General features: G+C 66.0%; 10 protein-coding genes. All 10 read right to left on the bottom strand.

All coding sequences use genetic code 11. From position 1 onward, the window contains the following. Positions 1–21 precede the first annotated feature (21 nt). The 10 genes from J7360_RS04660 to J7360_RS04615 all read right to left on the bottom strand — a co-directional run bounded on the left by J7360_RS04660 (position 22) and on the right by J7360_RS04615 (position 21,397). Positions 22–1,863 carry a beta-galactosidase family protein gene (locus tag J7360_RS04660; RefSeq protein ID WP_057660141.1) on the bottom strand — a complete coding sequence of 614 codons (1,842 nt, stop codon included), beginning with the start codon at positions 1,861–1,863 and terminating at the stop codon, positions 22–24. A 230-nt stretch (positions 1,864–2,093) separates the two neighbouring features. Continuing rightward, the gene (locus J7360_RS04655; protein ID WP_057660142.1) at positions 2,094–4,436 is read right to left on the bottom strand and encodes a GH92 family glycosyl hydrolase; all 2,343 of its coding nucleotides are present in this window, start codon (positions 4,434–4,436) and stop codon (positions 2,094–2,096) included. An 85-nt stretch (positions 4,437–4,521) separates the two neighbouring features. Beyond that, positions 4,522–5,985, bottom strand: coding sequence for a glycoside hydrolase family 125 protein (locus tag J7360_RS04650; protein ID WP_209033355.1), 1,464 nt, complete (start codon positions 5,983–5,985; stop codon positions 4,522–4,524). A 277-nt stretch (positions 5,986–6,262) separates the two neighbouring features. Then, on the bottom strand, positions 6,263–7,687 hold the full coding sequence (locus J7360_RS04645) for a 6-phospho-beta-glucosidase (protein ID WP_209033353.1): 1,425 nt from the start codon (positions 7,685–7,687) through the stop codon (positions 6,263–6,265). Continuing rightward, positions 7,684–8,619 (bottom strand): sugar kinase, encoded by a 936-nt coding sequence (locus tag J7360_RS04640; protein WP_244667762.1) that lies wholly within the window; start codon positions 8,617–8,619, stop codon positions 7,684–7,686. Before J7360_RS04640 ends, J7360_RS04645 begins: the two co-directional genes overlap by 4 nt. Further along, the gene (locus J7360_RS04635) at positions 8,598–9,965 is read right to left on the bottom strand and encodes an APC family permease (protein ID WP_209033351.1); all 1,368 of its coding nucleotides are present in this window, start codon (positions 9,963–9,965) and stop codon (positions 8,598–8,600) included. The genes J7360_RS04640 and J7360_RS04635 overlap by 22 nt, the downstream gene beginning before the upstream one ends. After that, the gene (locus tag J7360_RS04630; protein WP_057660156.1) at positions 9,959–11,872 is read right to left on the bottom strand and encodes a beta-galactosidase; all 1,914 of its coding nucleotides are present in this window, start codon (positions 11,870–11,872) and stop codon (positions 9,959–9,961) included. The genes J7360_RS04635 and J7360_RS04630 overlap by 7 nt, the downstream gene beginning before the upstream one ends. A 97-nt stretch (positions 11,873–11,969) precedes the next feature. Then, the gene (locus tag J7360_RS04625) at positions 11,970–14,861 is read right to left on the bottom strand and encodes a TonB-dependent receptor (protein ID WP_244667764.1); all 2,892 of its coding nucleotides are present in this window, start codon (positions 14,859–14,861) and stop codon (positions 11,970–11,972) included. A gap of 746 nt (positions 14,862–15,607) precedes the next feature. Beyond that, a complete protein-coding gene (locus J7360_RS04620; RefSeq protein ID WP_209033347.1) occupies positions 15,608–18,268 on the bottom strand; it encodes a glycoside hydrolase family 3 C-terminal domain-containing protein in 2,661 nt (886 codons plus the stop codon). Between the two features lie 438 nt (positions 18,269–18,706). Further along, on the bottom strand, positions 18,707–21,397 hold the full coding sequence (locus tag J7360_RS04615) for a glycoside hydrolase family 2 protein (RefSeq protein WP_209033345.1): 2,691 nt from the start codon (positions 21,395–21,397) through the stop codon (positions 18,707–18,709). Between the last annotated feature and the right edge of the window lie 6 nt (positions 21,398–21,403).

The raw sequence follows: 21,403 nt of genomic DNA, 5'->3' as shown, positions 1-21,403 counted from the left end.
GCAGCAGCCGCCTCGTGAGACTCACTCCTTCGGCTTGAGCCACACCTGCTGCTTCAGGCCGCGCACGCTGGGGGTGGCGACATCGTCCAGATCGAAGACCACCACCGTGTTGTCACCCTTGCGCTGGAACGGCGCGGGGAAATACAGCGCGGTCTGCGGGCCGATGTTCCAGTGGCGGCCCAGGTTGACGCCGTTGGCCCAGGCGAAGCCCTTGCCGAACGCGCGCATGTCCAGATAGGTGTCGGTGGGCGTGCCGATGCGCAGGGTGCCGCGGTGGAACGCCGGGCCTTGCACGGCCTTGCGGGTCCAGCCGCGGATGCTGTCGGGCGTGCGCATCGGCAGCGGGAAGGCCTGCCAGCCGGTGAGTTGCTGGTTGTCCAGCACGACCGGGTCGACCAGGCCGGCGCGGCCGTCGGCCATGCGCGGGCCGTAATTGATGCGGCCGCTGTTCTCGACCAGGACATCCAGGGTGTGCTGGCCTGCAGGAATCTCCACATCCAGGGACACCTGCTGCAACCGTCGTTCGACGCTACCGACCGGTCGTTGATCCACGTACACGCGCGCCACATCGCGCACATCGCCCAGATACAGCGGGCCCTTGCGCGGGCCGGTGACGGTGGTGCGGTAGAGGATGTAGCCGTAATCCTGGCCGAACTGCTCCATCGGCCGCGGGGTGTCGATGGCGATCGGCGCGGGCAGGTTGTCCCAGAGCGAGGCCGATTCGCGCAGCGGCGTGTCTGGCAGTGTGGTGGTCGCGATCGGCGCCGGTAATGCGGGCGGCTGTACGCCGGTCACGCGGGCGATGGCATCGCGCGTCAACGCGAACTTGGGCGTGGGGTGGCCGGCTTCGTCGAGGATGGCGTCGTAGTCGTAGCTGGTGGTCTGCGGCGCGTAATGATCGCTGGGATTGTTCTGGAAATTGGCGCCATTCATGAAGCCGAAACTGGTGCCGCCGATGAACATGTAGAGATTGGCCGAGTGACCCTGGCGCAGGATCCACTCGAATTCTTCGGCCTGTTGCCTGGCATCGGTGGCGGCGTGCGGCTTGCCCCAATGGTCGAACCACCCGGCCCAGTATTCGCCGACCATGCGCGGTTGATCGGGGCGGAACTTGATCAGTTTGTCGAATGCGCTCTTGGCCTCGCCGGGTGCGAAGTTCACCACCGCCAGGGTGTCGGGCAAGGTGCCGTTGGCGAGCATGTCGGCGCCATCGGAGGTGAACAGCAAGGCCTTGTCGAAGCCGGCCTTGACGTACATGGCGCGGTTGTCGGCCATGTACGCGTGGTCGTCGGCGTAAGAGCCGTATTCGTTCTCCACCTGCACGGCGATGATCGGCCCACCGTTGTGGTTGAGCAGCGGCTGCACCTGGTTGGCCAGTGCGTCCAGATATGCCTGGCTGGCGGCGAGAAAGCGCGGGTCGCGGCTGCGGACGCGGATGTTGCCCTTGCCGAACAACCAGGCCGGGTAGCCGCCGGCCTCCCACTCTGCGCAGGCATAAGGGCCGGGCCGCAGGATGATGTTCAACCCCTGCGCGGCGGCTTCGCGCACGAACGCGGCCACATCGTTGTTGCCGGAAAAATCGAACTGGCCTTGCTGCGGTTCCACCAGATTCCAGAACACGTAGGTTTCCACCGTGTTCAAGCCCAGTGCACGCGCTTTTTGCAGGCGGTCTTTCCAGTAGGCGCGCGGAATGCGCTGGAAATGGATGGCGCCGGAAAGCAGTTGGTAGGGCTTGCCGTCGCGCACGAACTGCGTGCCCTGCGTGCCGAAGTTCGGCCAGCGTTCGGTATCTGCGGCTGCGCCGGTGATGGGAAGCGCGAACGCGAGGGCCAGGACGAGCGGTGCAAGGGTGGTGCGCAGCATGAGCGATTCTCGGCGGTAACCAATGACGGGTGATGGCGGTGGATGAGGTTTTGGGTGGATCGGTGTTGAGGGTGGCCCTCATCCGCCCTCCGGGCACCTTCTCCCGCTTGCGGGAGAAGGAAAGGCAGCGCGCGCCCGCTTGCGGGAGAAGGAAGGCAGCGCGCCTCTGCTTGCGGAAAAAGGGGACTAGCGGGAGCTGTCATGGTCGAGCTGCCGCGGCTGTGCGTCCGCTAGGCAAACGAGGGCGGGAGATCCTTCTTGTTGGCACCGAAGCTCAGATTGGGCGTGGACCCCATCTCGAACTCCAGGGTGCCGCCTGCGGCAAGATCGGCATGGCGCAGCCAGGCACGGTTGGTCGGTGCGCCGTTCCACTTCAGCGATTGCACGTAGACGTTCGTTTCGCTGCTGTTGTTGGCAACGATGCGCAGCGTGCGGCCGTTGCCCACATCCAGCGTGGCCCGCTTGAACAAGGGGCTGCCCACGATGTAGTTGCCGCTGACCGGATCCACCGCATACAGACCCAGTGCGCTGAGCACGAACCATGCGCTCATCTGCCCGCAGTCTTCGTTGCCGGACAGGCCGTTGCGCGCATCGTGATATTGCTCGCGCAGCAAGCGGCGCACCATCGCCTGGGTCTTGTACGGCTGGCCGGCATAGGCGAACAGATACGCCACGTGATGGCTGGGCTCGTTGCCATGCGCGTACTGGCCGACCATGCCGTCGATATCCGGCGGTGCATCGGCGGGCAGTTCGGAGCTGGTGGAAAACAGCTCGTCCAGCTTGGCGACGAAACCGTCGCGACCACCGTACAGGTCCATGTAGCCGTACAGATCGTGCTGATTGAGGAAGGTGGCCTGCCAGGCGTTGGATTCGGTGAAATCGCGCCACTTGGCGATGTGGCCCATGCCGCGCGGGTCGAACGGCGTGGCCCAGCTGCCGTCGGCAAGCCGCGCCTGCACGAAGCCGCTATCGCGATTGAATACGTTGCGGTAGTTGCGTGAGCGTTCGCGCAGTGCGCGCGCATCGTCGCTGGCGCCGGCGGCGCGCGCCAGATGCGCACAGGCCCAGTCGTCGTAAGCGTATTCGAGCGTGCGGCTGACTGCTTCGTCTACCTTGTCGGCGGGGATGTAACCGAGCTTGCGGTACTCGCCCAGGCCGTGAGTGGTGTCGTCCATCGCGCGCTTGCGGTACGCCGGCCACGCGGCCTTGTAGTCGATACCGGTAAAGCCCTTGGCATGCGCCTCGGCCAGCACCACGGCGGAGTGATAGCCGATCATGCAGCCGGTCTCCACGCCCTGCAGCGGCCAGATGCCCACGCCGTCCGGGCATTCGTTGGCGCCGCGCACCAGGCATTGCACCAGGTCGGGCACGCGCTCGGGTTGCACCAAGGTCAGCAAGGGGTGCAATGCGCGATAGGTGTCCCACAACGAGTAGGTGCTGTAGTTGTGATAGCCGGTGGGCGCGGTGTGGACCTGCAGGTCCATGCCGCGGTAGCGGTTGTCCACGTCGGAGAACAGCGTGGGCGCCAGCAGGCTGTGATACAGGCCGGTGTAGAAGATGCGCCGTTGCGCGTCGTCATCGCTGTCGATGCGCACGCGGGCCAGTTCCTTTTCCCAGGCGGCGACCGCTTGCGCATGCACGCGCGCGAAGTCGAAGTCCGGCAATTCGGCATCCAGGTTGGCCAGTGCGTTGTCGGCGCTGACGGCCGAGATGCCGACCTTGATCAGCAGCGGGGCGTCGGCAGCATCGGGGTAATGCAGCGCGGCCTTGAGGTGCGTGCCGTCGGCGCTGCGCGTGCCGGCGGCCAGCGGTTGGTCTTGGTCGTACAACTGCACCTGTTTGAAGGGGCGCGACAGGCGCATGGCGAAATAGATGTAGCGGCCCTTGGCCCATTGGTACACGCGGCGTCCGCCGGTGAGCGTGCGCTCGTCGACCACGCGTAGCTGCGCATCGCTGACGCGGGTGGGAATCCCGGGTTTGTCCTGCATGCCGTGGCACAGGTCGAGCAACACATGCGCCGGCTTGCCCTTGGGGAAGTGATAGCGGTGCAGGCCTGCCCGCGCGGTGGCGGTGAGTTCGGCATGCACGCCGCTGTCCTTGAGGCGCACGCGGTAGTAGCCCGGCGATGCGGCCTCATCGGCATGGTCGTAGCGCGAGCGGTAGCCGGCATCCGGGTTGTCGAGCGGGCCGGGCACCAGTTTGACCTCGCCGGTTGCGGGCACCAGCAGGAAGTCCAGCATGTCGCCGATACCGGTGCCGGACAGGTGTGTGTGCGAGAAGCCCATGATCGAGCCATCGGATTCGTGATACCCCGAGCACGAATCCCACACTGCGTTATAGGTGTCCGGGCTGAGCTGCACCATGCCGAACGGCAAGGTGGCGCCAGGGAAGGTATGGCCGTGGCCGCCGGTGCCGATGAAGACATCCACATGCCGGGTGAGGTCGGCGCGGGTGCGCGCATCGGCCGGGAGCGCGTAATTGTCGGCGCGCGCACGCGCCAGGCCGGGCAGGCCGACGCTGCCGAACAGGGCTGCGGCGATGGCGCCTTGGAGAAAACCGCGTCGTGTTGCCATGTGTGTGGTCTCGGAATGTTGCGGGCCGATGCCGGGGCACCCTCATCCGCCCTGCGGGCACCTTCTCCCAAAGGAGAAGGAAAGGTCAGAGGCTACGCAGCAGCTGCGGCTTGCGTTGATGCAGGTCGATGATCAGTTCGCCGAACAAGGTGTTGGCCCAGGCGAACCAGTCGCGGGTGAAGGTGTTCGGAGTGTCCTTGTCGAAGGCTTCGTGCATGAAGCCGGTGCCGGCGTGGGTGGTTTTCAACCACTGCAGGCATTGGCGCAGTTGCGCGTCGTCGTCGCTGACCAGCGCGTATTGAATGATCGACATCGGCCAGATCGTGCCCATGCCGCTGTGCGGGCTGCCGACGCCTTCGGCCGCCTTGCCGCGCGAGAAATACGGGTTGCGCTCGCTCCACGCCAACTGGCGCGTGCGCAGGAACACCGGGTCGGCGCGATCGCAGCAACCTAGGTAGGCCAGGCTGAGCAGGCCCGGTGCATTGGCGTCGTCGATGAACAACTGGTTGCCGAAGCCGTCCACTTCGAACGCCCAGTACGCCTGCCCGTCGACATCGCGTTGCTGGCCGAACTGGCGGGTGGCGGTCTCCACTTCGTCGGCCAATGCGGTGCACTCGGCGGCAAAGGTAGTGTCGCGATGCAAGGCGGTGCTCATCGTGGCCAGCTGTCGCAGCGAGGTCACTGCGAACAGGTTGGCCGGTACGAACAACGGGAACACGCAGGCGTCGTCGGAGGGGCGGAACATCGAGTGGATCATGCCGTTGGGCTTGGTCGGCTGGCCGTAGCCTTCCAGCACCAGGGTTTCGGTGGCCAGTGGCGAGGGCCGCTGGAACACGTACGGGCCGCGGTTGTCCTTGCGCTGCTGCTCGCGGAAGGTCTTGACCACCACGTGCATCGCCGCGCGCCAGTCGTCGTCGAACGGTGCGGCGTCGCCGGTGGCGCGCCAGTATTCGTGCGCGATGCGAATGGGGTAGCACAGCGAATCGACTTCCCACTTGCGCTCGCCCACGCCAGGCTTCATTTCGGTGATGTCGTTGAGCGACCACTTCAGGCGTTGGGTCTGGCCATCGGGCAGGAAGGCGTTTGCATACGGATCGAGCGTGATGCACGCGGCCTGGCGCTGGATCAGACCATGGAACATGCGCCGCAGCGCCGGGTCGCGCCTGGCCAGCGGCACGTACGGGTGCACCTGCGCGGAGGAATCGCGCAGCCACATCGCGTGGATGTCGCCGGTGATGACGAAGGTGTCCGGCTTGCCGTTGCGGGTGCCGGTTTCCACCGTGGTGTCGAGCGTGTTGGGGTAGCAGTTCTCGAACAGCCAGGCCAGTTCGGGGGCGGCGATGCGCGCCTTGATCTGCGCGAGTTGCTGTTCGACCGCCTGGCTGACGAAGCGGCGCTGCGCCTTGGGCGGGCGCCTGCTGACGAAGGCGCTGCCTGCGCTGGACGCGCCGGTGGCGGGCGCGGCCGCAAGGGCAGGCAGGGCAGCGGCGAGCAGGCCGGCACCGGCACTGGCGCCCAGCAGCTGAAGGATGTCGCGGCGGGTGTGCATGACCTGGAACTCCTTGGATTTCGACTGCAGGCCTGCGCACCAGTGCCGCTCCAGCGCCGCGCTACCCGCCGGCTAGGGATGAGACCTATGCATGACCAATTCCCGATGACCATACAACGTGTGCGCCAAATGTGCATAGTGCGGCCGCACAATTCTCTGCCGTCTGCGTAGCGGATTGCGCTGGGTCTTCGCTGCCGGCGGCGTTGAAACGCGCCGACCACCGGCACGCCAGTGTCACGACCGCACCGGCAGCGACGGCGCGGCATCAAGCTCGTTCTCAGCCCACCGCATGTCCACGCCACTGCGCCGGCCCCGCGCAGTGGCCGTCGTCGTGTGCGTGGCCGAACAACGCGTCCAGCAACCGCCGCGCCGGGCTCCATTCGCCAATCGCCGGGTGGATCAGCATGGCCTTGCAGGCGTCCAGATGGCTGCCGCTGAGCGCCGCCTCGATGGCGGCGTGCTCGTACGCCTTGAACGTGTGCACCAACCCCTGCACGGCGCTGGGCAGCGGCGCGGCCGGGACCGGCACGATGCGGTCGCGATCGATGTCTGCGGCGATTTCCACGATGTCGTCGTCGGCCAGCTCGGCCATCGCGCCCTGGTTGCGCACATTGACGACATGCCGCGCGGGCCGGGCGCCGGTCAGCGCGCTCATCACGTCCACCGCGATGCGGTGATAGCCGGTGCTGGCGCGGAACGGGTCCGGCTGCGGCGCCAGGTCCGGCGCGAAGGCCGAGCCGGCCTCGGCCTCCAGCTTCATGTACGAGCCGGAGCGCTGTGCCAGATAGGCCGCATAGGTCTGCACCGCGCCGGTGGTGTCGCCGGCGTCCAGCCGGCTGCGCAGGTTGCCGATGAGGGTGCGGTTGAGCCGCTCGATCTCGCCGCCACGGCTCGCGCCGCTGGCGCGCTGGTTCTCCAGGGCGCGGCGGCGTTCGTAGAAGAAATACAGGTATTCGGTGGGGATCAGCCGCAGCGCGCGCAGCATGTCGAAGTCGAACAAGGGCGCCAGGTAGAGCTGGCGCAGGATGGCGTCGTCGGCGAGCACGCGGTCGAGGATGTCTTCGCCGCGCAGGCGCACCGCGCGGATCCAGCCCAGATGATTGAGTCCGACGTAGTCGCATTCCACATCGGAAGCCGGCTCGCCAAGCGCGCGTGCGATGTTGTGGAACAACTCCACCGGCGTATCGCAGATACCGACCACGCGCGCGCGGGTATGCGCGCTGATGGCCTGGGTGATCAGCCCGGCGGGGTTGGTGAAGCTCACCAGCCAGGCGTCCGGGCTCAGGCGCTCGATCATGCGCGCCTGTTCGATCGCCACCGGCACGGTGCGCAGCGCCTTGGCCACGCCGCCGGGGCCGGTGGTCTCCTGGCCGGAATAGCCATGGCCGATGATGGTCTGCTCATCGGAGGCGCGCTGGGCGATGCCGCCAACGCGGATGCTGTTGAGCACGAAATGCGCGCCTTCGATCGCCGCTTCCAGCGAGGGCGCCGCATGCACCTGCAACGCGCCGCCGGCTTCGGCCACGATGGCACGGCCCATCGCCACCATCAGCGCCAGCCGCTCCTGGTCGGGGTCGTACAGCACGATCTCGCCCGCGCCCAGCGCCTCGGCGGCCTCGTTGACGCCATACACCACCAGTGGGGTGCGGACGCCGCCGCCGCCGATCAGGGTGAGCTTGCGATTGTCGACAGAACTGCTCATGGAACGTCCTCGTGTGTGGGGGGAGATAGGAGAAACAGGCCGTCGAGCGCACCGAGCGCGCTGCAGCAGGCCGCGCCCGCGTGGCAGCCGTGCTGTGCGCTTTCGTCCGGCGACAGGCCGCGCAGCTGGGCGGCGAGAAAGCCGGCATCGAAGGCATCGCCGGCGCCGGTGGTGTCGCGCACCGGCACGATGGGCGCGGCGACCCGGCGTGCGCCGGCGTCATCGATCACCATCGCGCCGGCAGCGCCGCGCTTGATCACCGCCTGGCGCAGGCCGAGTGCGTGTGCCCATGCCAGACACGCAGCGGCGCCATCGCCGCAGCCCATCAGCGCGGCTTCTTTCTGGTTGGGCAGAAACCAGGTCACCGCGCGGCAGGTGGCGTGGTTGGCAGGATCGGTCAGCCAGGCCGGGTTGAAGCCGACATCCAGCGAGGTGCTGCAGCCGGCACGCGCCAGCAGCGGCAGGAGGAGCTGCGCCACCGCAGCAGGCAGCGGCAGGGCGAAGTGCACGTGGGTGGCCGCAGACATCGCGGCGATGGAGGTTTCATCCAGCAGGAGCGCACTCAGGTCGGCATTGGCGCCGTGGTAGGTGAAGAACGAGCGGTCGTCCTGTAGCGACACGCTGGTGGTCACGCCGGTGCCGGCCGGTGAGTCGACCAAGCCATCAGCTGATACCCCGAACTCGTCCAGGCGCTGCGTGAACACCGGGCGGTCCTGCGCACCGATCGCACCGAGCACGCGCACGCTGCAGCCCAGCCGCGCCAGCGCGCAGGCGGTGATCAGCGTGCCGCCGCCCAACTCGCGCGTGTAGCGACGCGCAAGCGCTTCTTCGCCGGGTGCCGGCCAGCGTTCGAAACCGCTGAAGATGTGGTCGAGATACACCTCGCCGACCACCATGAGTTGCGCCGCGCTCATTGCAGCTGGAACGGCCATGCGCGCTCCCTCCGTGCCTGGATCAGATACAACGCACTGCCCACGCACAGCGCCAGCACTGCCGCCAATACGCGATGGCCGGGGCTGGTGGCCAGCAGATACAGCCAACCGGCCACGCTGATCAGCAGCGGCCACGGATACAGCGGCATCGAAAATGCACGGCGGCGCCGCTTGCGTCGCAACAGCACCACGGCCAGGCATTGCGCGAGAAACTGGAACAGGATCTGGATGATCATCAAGGTGGCGATCAGATCGTCCAGCGACAGCAGGCAGGCCAGCACGGACGTTGCGCCGACGAACAGCAGCGACACGGTGGGAAAGCCGCCACGCGGATGCAGCCGCGCAAACACGCCGAAGAATTGCCCGGCCGCGGCGGCGGCATATGGCACCCGCGAATATACCAGCAACACCACCAGTGCCGAGCCCCAGCTGGCCAGCACGATCAACGCCACTGCCACGGTGCTGCCCGCCGGCCCGTAGATGGCCTGCATGAAGTCGGCCATCACCGCCTTGGATTGCGCCGCCTTCTGCCAAGGCAGCACGCCGAGCAAGGTGACGTTGAGGCCTAGATACAGCAGCGCCACGATCGGGATCGAGACCAGCACCGCCCGCGGAATGGTGCGGCGTGGCTTGCGGACTTCGCCACCGAGCATGCACACGTTGTTGTAGCCGCCGTAGTCGTACACCGCGATCAATGCCACTGCGCCCAAGCCCAGCCAGAAGCCGTGCGGCGAAGCCGGGCGCGCATGCAGGAAATCCGCGGCGATGCCCACATCGAAATGCAGCACGCCGCTGAAAATGATCCACACGCAGGCACCGATCACCACGGCGCTCACCAGCAACGACAGCACTTGCACCGAACGCACCTTGCGATACAGCAGCAGTGTGTTGAACGCGCATAGCGCCATCGCCATGGCGGTGAGCCGGGCATGGCCCAGGCCGGGCAGCAGGAACGCCAGATATTGCACGCAGCCCACCGCCGCCGAGCCCACCGACAGCGGTGCGGTCAGCAGCGTTTGCCACAGATACAAAAACCCGAACAGGCGCCCCCAGCGTTCGCGCCCGTATGCTTCGCGCAGATAGTGGTACGGTCCGCCCGAGCGCGGAATCGCAGCGCCGAGTTCGGCCCACACCAGCCCGTCGCACAGGCACAGGAACGCGCCGGCCACCCAGCCGATCAACACCGAAGGGCCAGCCAACGCCGACAACGCCAGCGGGATGGTGATGAACGGGCCGATGCCGATCATGTTGAGCAGGTTGGCCGACAGCGCGCTCCAGAAACCCAGCGTGCGCGGCGGGGCGCCTGCCGGTGTGGACGATGGCGATACCACCGAGGGGCTCAGCATGCGCTGTACGCCGCATGCGTGCTGCGTGCTGTGGTGGCCGCGTCATGTGCAGCGCGCAGGCTGTCGGCGCAGTGGATTGCGGTGGCTTGCAGTTGATGCAGATCCAGCACCAGCACCGCATTGTTGCCTTTGCGCAGCCAGGCGCCGGGGCAGAACAGGCACTGTTGCGGGCCGATGTTCCAGTAACGCCCCAACAGGCGTCCGTTGAGCCACAGATAGCCTTTGCGCCACTGGCGCATGTCCAGGTACACGTCGCCGACCGTCTGCAGTGCGATATCGGCGGCGAAGAACAGGCCGGGGCGCGTGGCTGGGGATTGCAGTGGGCGCAACGTGGGCGCGGTGTCGCTATCCAGCGCTACGCCGTGCACCTGCCAGCCGCGCAGCTCGCTGCCATCCAGTCGCACCGGGCCGAGCAGGCCTTTGGCATCGCCCAGTGCCGGGCCGAAATTGATATGGCCGAAACTGTCGACCAGCACGTCGAGCTGGCGTTCCTTCGCGGCGGCGTTCGGCAGGGCGAGTTGCGCGGCACTGTTGAGGTGCGCATGCCGCATGCGCGAGACATGGCCGATCTCCCGGCCATCCAGGTGGACTGCTGCGTAGTCGTGCACCTGGCCCAGGTCCAGTTGCGTGCCGGCGGCAATGCGGCGCCGATAGACCACCAGGCCCAGGTTCTGCCTGAGCAGGGTCTGGTTGTCGGCAGGCTGGTCGGTAGGCACCGGCCGATCGCCCAGGTTGTCCCACAGCGATGCGACCGGGTGTGCAATGACCGCGTCGAAGCGGGCGCGCGCTGGCGCCGCCGGAATCGCCGGCAACGGGCCGCTGCTGTGTTGGGCGATGATGCTGCGCAGTGCCGTGTAGGCCGGCGTGGCGCGGCCGCGTTCGTCGATAGGTGCGCTGTAGTCGTAGCTGGTGAGCACCGGCTGGAAGTGCGAACCGTCGTCTTCGGCATTGGCGCCAGCGCTCAGCCCGAAGTTGCTGCCGCCGTGCACCACATACAGATTGAACGAATAGCCGGCCGCCATCAGGCGCTGCAGCATCGGCGCGTAGTCGCGGCGCGCCACATCGGCATCGCCCCAATGCGTCAACCAGCCCGGGTAGCCTTCGGCGACCCATACCGGTGCGTCACCTGCGATGGTTCTGGCCTGCTGTAGCTCCTGCAGATCCGCACCATCCAGACCCAGCGCCGCGCCGGGCAGGTAGGCCTTGCGCCGGCGCAGGTCCTTCATGCCTTCGGCCAGGGAAAACGGGCCATCGATGCCGTGCTGGCGCCAAAGCGCAGCCAGCGCCTGCAGATAGCCCACGTCGCTGCCGTGCATGCTGTATTCGTTCTCGATCTGCAGCATCAGCACCGGCCCGCCGGCACCGGCCATCAGCGGTGCGAGGCGTGGCGCCACCGCGGCGATATAGCGCTGCACCGCTGCCATGTAACGTGCGTCATTGGCGTCGCGTAACCGCATGCCCGGTTCGCGCAGCAGGTAGGGCGGCAGCCCGCCGAGCGTCCATTCGGCGCACACGTAAGGGCCGGGTCGCAGATACACCCACATGCCTTCCTGCTGGCAAAGCTTGATGAAGGCGACGAAATCCCGCTCGTCGGTCGCGAAATCGAACTGCCCCGGCTCGCGCTCGTAGGCATTCCACATCAGGTACAGCGCAATCGTGTTCAAGCCCATCGCCTTGGCCATGCGGATGCGCTGCAGCCAATCCGCACGGGCGATGCGCAACGGATGCATCTCGCCACTGCGCAACTGCCACGGCTGCTGGTCCAGCACGAACTGTCCGCGGTCGAAGCCGAATACATGCGGACGACCATCCGGCACTGGCGCACGCAGCGACGACAGCAGCGCCGGTGCGGCCGCCAGGCCGAGCGGCGCGAGCAGCCCAAACGTGCATAGGCTCCTGCGTTTCATCGTCTCTCCAGCCAGGAAAGGAACTGCTGCGTTATATCGATCGCATTGCGGTGCGCCATGCCGCGTCGCCAGGTCTGCGGCGCGGCGCGACCCACTGCTAGAACGCGTACTTGACAGTGAACAGCGCCGTGCTTCCGGCATCGACGATGTCGGAGATCGCCAGATTGCGGCGACCTACATGCGCCCAATAGCTGCATTCCTTGGTCAGGTTGGAGATCGACAGATCCATGCTCACACCATTGTCGAAGCGGTAGCCGGTGTGCAGATCCACACGTCGGGTGGGGCGTGCCCACAGGTCGTTCCACGGCGCGCCTTCGTGCAGGAAGTCGTAGCCCAGCAGGTACGAACTGCTGAAGTGGTAGCTCAGGTTCAGCGAGAACCCGTTGTGTTCGTAGAACACTTCCAGGTTGGGCATTGCCGCCGGCGCCGACTGCATGTGCTCGTTCTCGAAACCGTCCAGGCCCAGGTCCGCACGCGCGTGCTGGCGGGTGGCGTTGGCGCTCACGCCCAGGCCATCGAACGGGGCGGGCAGGTCCTGGAACTTTTGCCGGGCGCTGATTTCAACACCGTAGATCTTGCCGTCGCCGCCATTGGTGGGCATGTGGTACAGCACCGTGCCGCTACCGGTGGTGCTGCCATTGGCCTGCGCCGAGCCGGCATCGTAGATGTAGTTGCGCAGTTGCTTGTAGAAGCCGGCCAGCGAAAAAAAGCCGCCGTGCTGCGTGGACCATTCGCCGGACAGGTCCAGGTTGGTCGATTCGATCGGCTTCAGGTCCGGGTTGCCCTGAGTGATGGTGGTGACGCCGTTGGAGATGTCGATCTGGCTGCCGCCGCCCAGCTGCACGAAGGCCGGTCGGGTGTAGCTGGTCCACAGCGAGGCGCGATACGCCGTGCGCAGATCCGGTCGCCAGGTCAGGAACACACTGGGCAGCGGCTCGTTGTAGGAGGTGTGGTTATGGTCGAAGTAGCCGGCAATTTCGTTGCCGTCGGCGTCCGTCGGGCTCACCCAGAAGGTGTTGTTGATCGCGGTGTGTTCGAAGCGCACGCCGGGCACGATGTCCAGGTTGCCCATGGTGAAGGTGGCGCTGGCGTAGGCGGCACCGACCGCCTCGGTGCCGCGCATGGTGTTGCAGTTGAAGTTGTTGACGTAGAACGCGTTGCCGCAGGTGTCCAGATCGTCGTCGGTGAGATGTTGCGCAATCACACCGGCCACTGCGGCTTCGCTCACGCGCGGGGTGTTCCAGTCGTATTTACCCGGAAAGATCGATGCATAGGTGCCGGTGAAGATGCCCAGCTCGCCCAGCGTGGTGGTGCCATCCACGCCGCCGGTATACCAGTCGCGATTGGTGTAGCGGCGACGGCTCTTGCTGTACTTCACGCCAAACTGCACCGAGCGCAGTGCGCCATCCTCTTCGAAGTCGTAGCGGGTATCGACGCGTGCGCCGCCTTTCTTCTGGCCGGAGTAGATCTTGGTCAGCTCGCCATAGCTGCCGGCATACAACGAGGGGATGTTGTTGACCTGCGCCTGCAGCGCCGGAGTGAGCTGCGGGTATGGAAATGCACCGCCGCCATAGGCCACCAGGGTATTACCGGAATAGGCGTAGTTGTCCTGGGTGAACTTGTCTTCGCGTCCATCGATCTCGACGTGGTCGGGGCGGTCGTTGTCGCCGAAGCTATAGAACACGTTGGGCATGAAGGTCCAGCCGCCCACGGTCTTTTTCGCGCCGATCTGAAAGGTGGCCAGATCGGCGATTTCCGGGTTGGTTTCGTACCAGAAACGCGAGGCGATGCGGCCGATGTTGGGCGTATATACGCCAGACGTGCCGGTCGGCACGTAGCGCACATCCTGCGGCAGCAGCTGCACGAAGGTGGTGCCCTGATCGGTTTTGGCATAGGCGTAGGTCATGCGCGCGTAGAGCGACAGGGTGTCGTCCACGTGCCAATCAAACGAGGCATTGCCGCCGTAGCGGCGCTCCCAGCCTGCGGCAATCCCGACATTCATGCCGGTGCTGGTGAGGTTGTGTTGCGGATCCAAGCCGGCGGCGTTGCCGCCGTTGGCGTCGGTAATCAAATATTCCCACGAGCCATCGTTGAGCGCGCTGGTGGCCGCGGCCACTTCGCTGTTGGTGGTGGTGCGGTAGTCGTAGTACGCGCTGGCATACACGCCAAACTGCTGCGCATCGCCGAATTTATGCTGAAACTCGCCACCGAAGCCGCCACCCAGGCCATCGCCGCCGTAATCGCGCGCGCGGCTCTCCACCCGGCCGCTGCCGGTGACGCTGCCGCTGGTGGTGTCCTTGAAGTCGTAGGCGGTGGGGGTGCGGAAATCCAACGTGCCGCCGATCGCATCGCCGTCCATGTCGGCAGTGGAGGTCTTGTTGGCGACGATGGTCTGCAGTCCGGTCGGCGGTAGCAGGCTGAGCTGCACGCTGCGGCTATACGGCATGCCCTGCGCCACGGTGACGCCGTCGATCATGTTGACGTTGTATTCGGAAGGTAGCCCGCGCACCGAGGCAAACATGCCTTCGCCGCGTGCTGCACCGTCGATGCCGCCGAAATAGCCCGAGCCGGTGCTGGTGATGTTGATGCCGGCAATCAGGCCCAGCGCTTCGGCCACGTTGTGCACGGCGGTGCGCTGCAGGTCGTTGGCCGACAGCACATCGACCGTGTTGGCCGCGTTGATCTTCAGGTCGCTGGCGTCGTAGCGGTTGCTCACCACGCTGATCGCCTTCATTTGCTTGACCTCTTCCAGCGCGATCGCCACCGACGCAGTACCGGTCTCGCCGACCTGGATGCTGGTTTCGGCCGCGCTGAAGCCGGGATACTCCAGATTCAGCGCGTACTGCCCTGCAGGCACGTCACGGATGACGAAATGCCCGCGCGCATCGGCGACTGCGCTATAGGCGGTACCTGCGATACGCACCTTCGCATTCGCTGCCGGTTTGCCGCTGCTGGCTTCCTTCAGGTCGCCTTCCACCGTGCCGGCCATTGCCGTCGCCGCCGATGCCATGCCGGTGACGGTCAGGATTGCCACGGCCCATTGCTTGCCATTCGAACGCTCACGCTTTTCCACGTGCCACCTCGCCAGATGCTGGGCAACGTTGCCGATGGCAATGCCCTCCAATGCCTTTGCTCTCGGGCAGACGGTGCGCACGATGAAGCACACACACGGCATCGCGCAGCACGCCGTCAAAGCGTGTGCGTATTACCGCAGGGGATGCACGTCGAAGCGTCTGCCAGCTGGGACAGCTGTTGCAGGCGTCAGTGGCGCGGCGGGGAATAGCCGGCGATGCACTTGGAGCGCGATCGCATGGCGCTCAATTTGTAGTGCTTGGTCATGCCGGCTGCACCGGTGCAACGAGCGCGCGCATGTGGGCAGGGCGAGGCAACGCGAGGGTGGCAACACGGAGGCGCTGGTCGATACGACGATGCTGCATACAACCATCTCCCGGTGCGCGTGCTGCGTGGAAACGCTGTTGCTGTCGATCAGCCCACGGTCATCGCAATGACGAGTGTTGCCGACTGAGGTGAGTGATAGACCGCGCTGTTGCGACTGTCAAGCGGGTGTGAAGTGTGTGCTCAGATCGTCGTGCCGGCTGCGCAATGAAGACGAATACAGCGTCGCGGCACGCGGATGGCGATGATTTCCGATGCGGCGCAGCATTGCCGTGCGTCAACGCAACAGGCGCCGGCTGAAACAGCCGGCGCCTGTTGTGCGTCATGTGATCACAGGCATTACTTGGGCAACGGCGAGCGTCCCTGGATCGAAAACGACGCAGCATTGCCAGCGGCGCCGGTGCCCGGCTGCCCGCCGCCGACGAACAACGTGTAGTCGCCGGCTTCCACTGCGCGCTGCCCGCTGCGATCCACGTCGCTCAAGGCGCGTGCATCCAGATGGAAGGTCAGCGTGCGTTGCTCGCCCGCTGCAAGATGCACGCGCTGAAAACCGACCAGGCTGCGCAACGGCGACTGCGGGCGGTCCGGATATTGCAGATACACCTGCGCCACTTCGTCGCCGGCACGTGCACCGGTGTTGCGCAAGGTGGTGGTCACCTGCAGCGGATTGCCGGCTTGCAGCGTGGTCGTGGACAGCTGCGGCGCATCGTAGGCAAAGCGGGTGTAGCTCAGGCCATAGCCGAACGGAAACAGCGGCTCGCCCTTGAAGTAGCGGTAGGTGCGGCCCTTCATGTCGTAACTGACGTAGGCCGGCAGGTCCTTGGTGGAGCGATAGAACGTCACCGGCAGGCGACCGCCGGGATTGTCGTCGCCGGCCAGCATGCGCGCGATCGCGGTGCCGCCGGACTGGCCCGGGTACCACGCGGCCACGATCGCATCGGCATGCGTCTTGGCCCAGTTCAAGGCCACTGCGCTGCCGCTCATCAGCACCACCACCAGCGGTTTGCCCGACGCCTTTGCCCGTTCGAGCAGCGCTTGCTGCGGGGCGGGCAGGGCGATGTCGTTGCGATCGCCGCCGTCGAAGCCGGGGACATCGATCCGCAACTCTTCGCCTTCCACATCCGGCGACAGGCCAACGAAAGCGACCACCGCGTCTGCCTGCGCCACGGCCTGCGCGGCTTCGGCCAGTTGCGCGGCGGCAGGAGCCAGCCATTCCAGGCGCACGCCCTGGTCCTGGCCACGATGCTCCATTTCCAGGCGGATCTTGCGCGGGCGGGTGTCGTCGAAATGCAGCACGGTTTCCACGCTGCGGCCGTCGGCGTTGTGCATGCCGGCCGGCACGTGCTTGTCTTCGGCGTTGCCGGCAACCACCAGCTTGTCGTCGATATACAGGCGTACCGGGTCGTGCCCGCTGCAATCGAAGCAACGCGCCACGCGCACCGCCAGGGTGTAATCGCCAGCGCTGGGCGGCAGCAGTTCGCCGCTCCAGCGCACTGCGTAACGGTCGGCCGGTACGCCCTTTGCCGGGCCGACCTGATCCCAGTTGAAGCTCACCGCGCGGTCCTGCCGCACCACGCGCGCAGCACCGCTCATGTCGACGTTGTCGAAATACTCGCCACGCAATCCCGGCTTGCCGTCGCTGCGCAATGCCGTCTCGGGGATCATGCCCGGCACGCCGGCGGCCAACGGTGCGCCTTGCGCGTAGCTCACCTGCTGTGCACCGAAGCGCTGACGCAGGCCCAGCAATGGCGTCACGGGCGCGGACGAGGTGCCTTGGTAATTGGCCTCCAATGCCGCCAGTGCGTCCGCATTCGGGCCGATCACCGCCAGCCGCGTGCCGGCTTTCAGCGGCAACGTGTTGGCATCGTTCTTCAGCAGCACGATCGACTCGGCAGCCGCCTGCAAGGCCAACGCACGATGCGCCGCGTTGTCCACGTCCTTCGCACCGAGCCGTGCGTACGGATCCTTGCGCGGGGCCTCCAGCTCGCCCAGGCGATAGCGCGCGGCAAACAGGCGCACCAGCGATTGGTCGAGCAAGGCTTCGTCCACGTCGCCGCGTTCGATCGCCGTGCCGAGGTCGCGATAGGCATGCCCGCAATTGAGATCGTGCCCGGCCTTCAGCGCGGCGGCGGACGAGCCGGCGTTGTCGGGGCGGAAGTAATGGAACTGGGTCATGTCATCCACCGCATCGCAGTCGGACACCACAAAGCCCTTGAAGCCCCAGTCGCCACGCACGCGCCCGTTGAGCAGCCAATCGGCGGCGCATGCCGGTGTGCCGTGCAGCGAGTTGTACGCGCACATCACCGAGCCGGCCTGGCCTTCGACCAAGGCGTAGCGGAACGCCGGCGTATAGGTCGCTTCCACATCGTGCGGCGACACATCCACATCGAAACCATGCCGTCCCGGCTCGGGCCCGCTGTGCACTGCGATGTGCTTGGGCGTGGCGATCGTGCGTGGATGGTCGAGATCCTCGCCCTGCAGGCCGCGGATGAAGCCCACCGCCATCTGCCCGGTGAGAAACGGATCCTCGCCGTAGGTTTCCATGCCACGGCCCCAGCGCGGGTCGCGGAAGATGTTGATGTTGGGCGACCAGATGGTCAGACCGGCGTAGCGCTGATGGTCCTTGCCCGGACCGCCGGCCTGGTTGAACTTGGCGCGCGCTTCGGTGGACACCACCGTGCCCACTTGCTGCATCAGGCTGGTATTCCAGCTCGCCGCCAGGCCAATCGACTGCGGAAACACCGTGGCGTAGCCGTTGCGCGCGATGCCGTGCAGGCCTTCGCTCCACCACTCGTAGGCGGGGATGCCCAGGCGCGGAATCGCCGGGGCATCGTTCATGGCCTGAGCCACTTTTTCTTCGCGGCTCATTTGCGCGACCAGCGCGGCGGCGCGCTGTTCGGGCGATCCGGCCGGTTCGGCGGGGGCGGCAAGGGCGAGGCAGGGCAGCGTCAGGCCAAGGCCCACTGCCATGGCAAGGCGCGATACAAACACGGACGACATGGATTCACTCCTGGGCAGCGGCCAAGGCCGCTGGGCATTGTTCTGGTGGTGCCGCAGTGGCTGCGGTGAGGTGAAGGGTGGGGCGCGGCGGTGGCATGCGTGCCGTGGGTGACGGCTGGTGCTGGTCTTGCGGTGGGCCCTCATCCGCCCCTGCGGGGCACCTTCTCCCGCCAGCGGGAGAAGGGCACTCATGAACGAAGGAAGACGTGCATCGCAAGAAATTCAGTCCCTCATCGCAAGGAATCGAGTCCTTCATTGCGAGAAATCCAGTCGCTCATTGCGAGAAATCCAGTCGCTCATTGCGAGACATCCAGTCTCTCGTTGCAAGAAATCCAGTCCTTCATTGCAAGAAATCAGTCGCTCATTGCAAGAAATCCAACCCTTCTCCCGCGTTGCGGGAGAAGGTGCCCGAAGGGCGGATGAGGGCCGCTCTGCTTCTTATTTCGCAGCCGCTTCCTCCTGCGGCTCGGCCGGTGCGCCAGCCAGGGTCGAGCCCAGATCGCGCACCTGCAGCGCCGCCTGCACCTGCGCGAGCGGAAGCGTGCTGGAGACATGCACGGTCAGTGGCTCGCCCGGCAGCAGGTCGAAGGCGTTGTCCGAGAGCGTGGCATCCACATCGCCGAACGACAGCCACACCTCGCGCGCCAGCGTGTTGCTGGTCAGGGTGAGTGCGTAGCCACCGCCATCGGCGCGCCACTGGCCGTCGATCTTCGCGGCCGGCAAGGCGAGCTGCTTGGCCGGCGCGAAGAACACCACCTCACGCGACAGCAACGTGTCGCCGTCGAACAGCTCGAACACCGCGTAGGTGCGCTTGGGATCGGCGCTGCCCAGCAATTGCTTGTCGCTGAAGTTGCCGACCTGCAGGCTGCTCAGCGCTTTGACGCTGGCTTTTTCCTCGCGCTTGCTCAACACCTTGCCATCCATACCCATCACCCGCATGCGCCAGCGTGCCGCCAGCGGGGTGGTGCGGTCGGACACCAGCGACACCTCGGTCTGGCCCTTGTCGTTACGCAGCGCGGCGATCATTTCCGGCGCGTAGAAGCGGCGTGCATGGTAATGCAGCGCCTTCCAGCGGCCGTCGTAATCCACGCTGGACCACGACGCACCCGGCCACACATCGTTGAGCTGCCAGTACAGCGAACCCATCGACTGCGGGCGCGAGGCGCGCAGATGCGAGGCCGCGATGTGAATGCCTTCGGCCTGCATCAGCTGGCTCAGGTAGACGAAGCTTTCGAAATCCTTGGGCTCGCCGAATTCGCGGCGGATGTACAGCATCAGCCGCTTGTTGCCGTTGCCCTTGTCGAACTTCTGATGCACGCGCATCACCGGCGATTCCGGATCCATGTCGCCGGGCTCGGCAAATGCACGCACGGTGCGCATATCGGGGAACGACTGCAGGCCGTATTCGGACATGAAGCGCGGGGTGACGTTGAGGTATTCGGTGACCGGCAGGGCAGGGCCGCCCCACACCTTCCAGTAATGCATGTCGCCATCGTTGGTCTGGTCGGCCGCGCCATCGAAATCGGTGCCCGGCGAGGTGGCCCAGTACGGCACATCGCTGTCGTAAGTGGCCACCACTTCGCGGAACACGGTGCCGAACAAGGTGGTCATGCCGCGTTCGATGCGGGCGCGTTCTTCCGGGTCCACCGACTGCTTGAACTTGACCCGGTCGCCCCAGTTTTCCCAGCCGGTCTGCACTTCGTTGTTGCCGCACCACAACACGATACTGGGGTGATCGCGCAGCCGCTTGACCTGCTCGATCGCCTCCTGCCGGGTGTTCTCGCGGAACTCCACGTCGTATGGCGGTACCGCGCCGCCGAACATGAAGTCCTGCCAGATCATGATGCCGAGCTCGTCGGCCACGTCGTAGAAATAGTCGTCCTGGTAATGCCCGCCGCCCCACATGCGCAGCATGTTCATGTTGGCATCGCGCGCGTCCTGCAAGGTGCTGCGCATGCGCTCGTGCGTGACACGTGCGGGGAAAGCATCCAGGGGAATCAGGTTTGCCCCCTTGGCGAAGATCGGGATGCCGTTGATCACGATCTCCATGCTCTTGCCGAACTGGTCTTTTTCGCGGCGCAGCTCCACCGAACGCAGGCCGGTGACGCGCTTGATCTGCTGGCTGTCGCCATCGGCATCGCGCACGCTCGCGACGAAGGTGTAGCGGTCCTGCGCGCCATAACCGGCCGGAAACCAGCGCTTGGGCTTGGCGATGCGCACCGCCAGGTCGATGCGGTTCTGGCCCGGGTCGACCACCGCGTCCTGGGTGAACTGGCCGACGTTTTGCCCATCCGGACCCCGTACATCCAGCGTCACCTGCACCGGGCCGCTGCGGCCGGCCTGCAGTTCCAGTTGAGCCTGCAATTGCGCACTGTGCGCATCCACCCGTTGCTGGGCGATATGCAGCCCGTCCACCCGCACGGCATCCCACGCTTCCACGCGCACATCCTTCCAGATGCCGGCGTTGACCATGCGCGGACCCCAGTCCCAGCCAAAGTTGTACGGCGCCTTGCGCACATAGGTCGAGCTGTGCCGTGCCTCCGGCTCGTCCCCGAACGCCGAATCGTAGGCACCCGGCAGCGCATACGGCTGCTTGGCCAGCCACGGCTGGATCTTCTTGATCGGCGAATACAGCTTGACCTCCAGCACGTTGTCGCCGCGCTTGAGCAGGGACTTCGCGTCCACGCGCCATTGCCGGAACATGTTGTCGGCGCTGAGCAGCTGCTTGCCATTGAGGGTGACCTCGGCAAACGTGTCCAGGCCGTCGAACACCAACTCGACATGTTCGCGCTTGAGCGTGGCCGCATCCACGTTGAAGCGGGTCTGGTACTGCCAGTCGCTCAGGCCGGCCCACTGGATCTTGCCTTCGTTGTCGCGATAGAACGGGTCGGGCACGATCTTGGCGGCGATCAGGTCGGTCTGCACCGCACCGGGCACCTGCGCCGGCAGCCACGCCGCGGCTTTCGGATACGTCTTGCCCTGCTCCTGACCCGGCACCAGTCGCACCTGCCAGCCGCCATCCAGCGTCACCGCCGTGGGCGGCGCTGCCCAGGCCTGCGAGATGGCCAAGGCCAGGGCAAGCCCGAGACGGGCGGGGGCGGGAACAAAACGATGACGGGACAGTGGCATGCGTGA

Origin of the sequence: Xanthomonas sp. D-99, from assembly GCF_017746145.1 — a bacterium.
GTDB lineage: Bacteria > Pseudomonadota > Gammaproteobacteria > Xanthomonadales > Xanthomonadaceae > Xanthomonas > Xanthomonas cissicola.
This window is presented reverse-complemented; position numbering and strand designations above follow the sequence as displayed.

Coding starts and splice junctions, on each gene's coding strand:
- J7360_RS04660 (WP_057660141.1), bottom strand. CDS start 1,863: ATGCTGCGCACCACCCTTGCACCGCTCGTCCTGGCCCTCGCGTTCGCG.
- J7360_RS04655 (WP_057660142.1), bottom strand. CDS start 4,436: ATGGCAACACGACGCGGTTTTCTCCAAGGCGCCATCGCCGCAGCCCTG.
- J7360_RS04650 (WP_209033355.1), bottom strand. CDS start 5,985: ATGCACACCCGCCGCGACATCCTTCAGCTGCTGGGCGCCAGTGCCGGT.
- J7360_RS04645 (WP_209033353.1), bottom strand. CDS start 7,687: ATGAGCAGTTCTGTCGACAATCGCAAGCTCACCCTGATCGGCGGCGGC.
- J7360_RS04640 (WP_244667762.1), bottom strand. CDS start 8,619: ATGGCCGTTCCAGCTGCAATGAGCGCGGCGCAACTCATGGTGGTCGGC.
- J7360_RS04635 (WP_209033351.1), bottom strand. CDS start 9,965: ATGCTGAGCCCCTCGGTGGTATCGCCATCGTCCACACCGGCAGGCGCC.
- J7360_RS04630 (WP_057660156.1), bottom strand. CDS start 11,872: ATGAAACGCAGGAGCCTATGCACGTTTGGGCTGCTCGCGCCGCTCGGC.
- J7360_RS04625 (WP_244667764.1), bottom strand. CDS start 14,861: ATGGCCGGCACGGTGGAAGGCGACCTGAAGGAAGCCAGCAGCGGCAAA.
- J7360_RS04620 (WP_209033347.1), bottom strand. CDS start 18,268: ATGTCGTCCGTGTTTGTATCGCGCCTTGCCATGGCAGTGGGCCTTGGC.
- J7360_RS04615 (WP_209033345.1), bottom strand. CDS start 21,397: ATGCCACTGTCCCGTCATCGTTTTGTTCCCGCCCCCGCCCGTCTCGGG.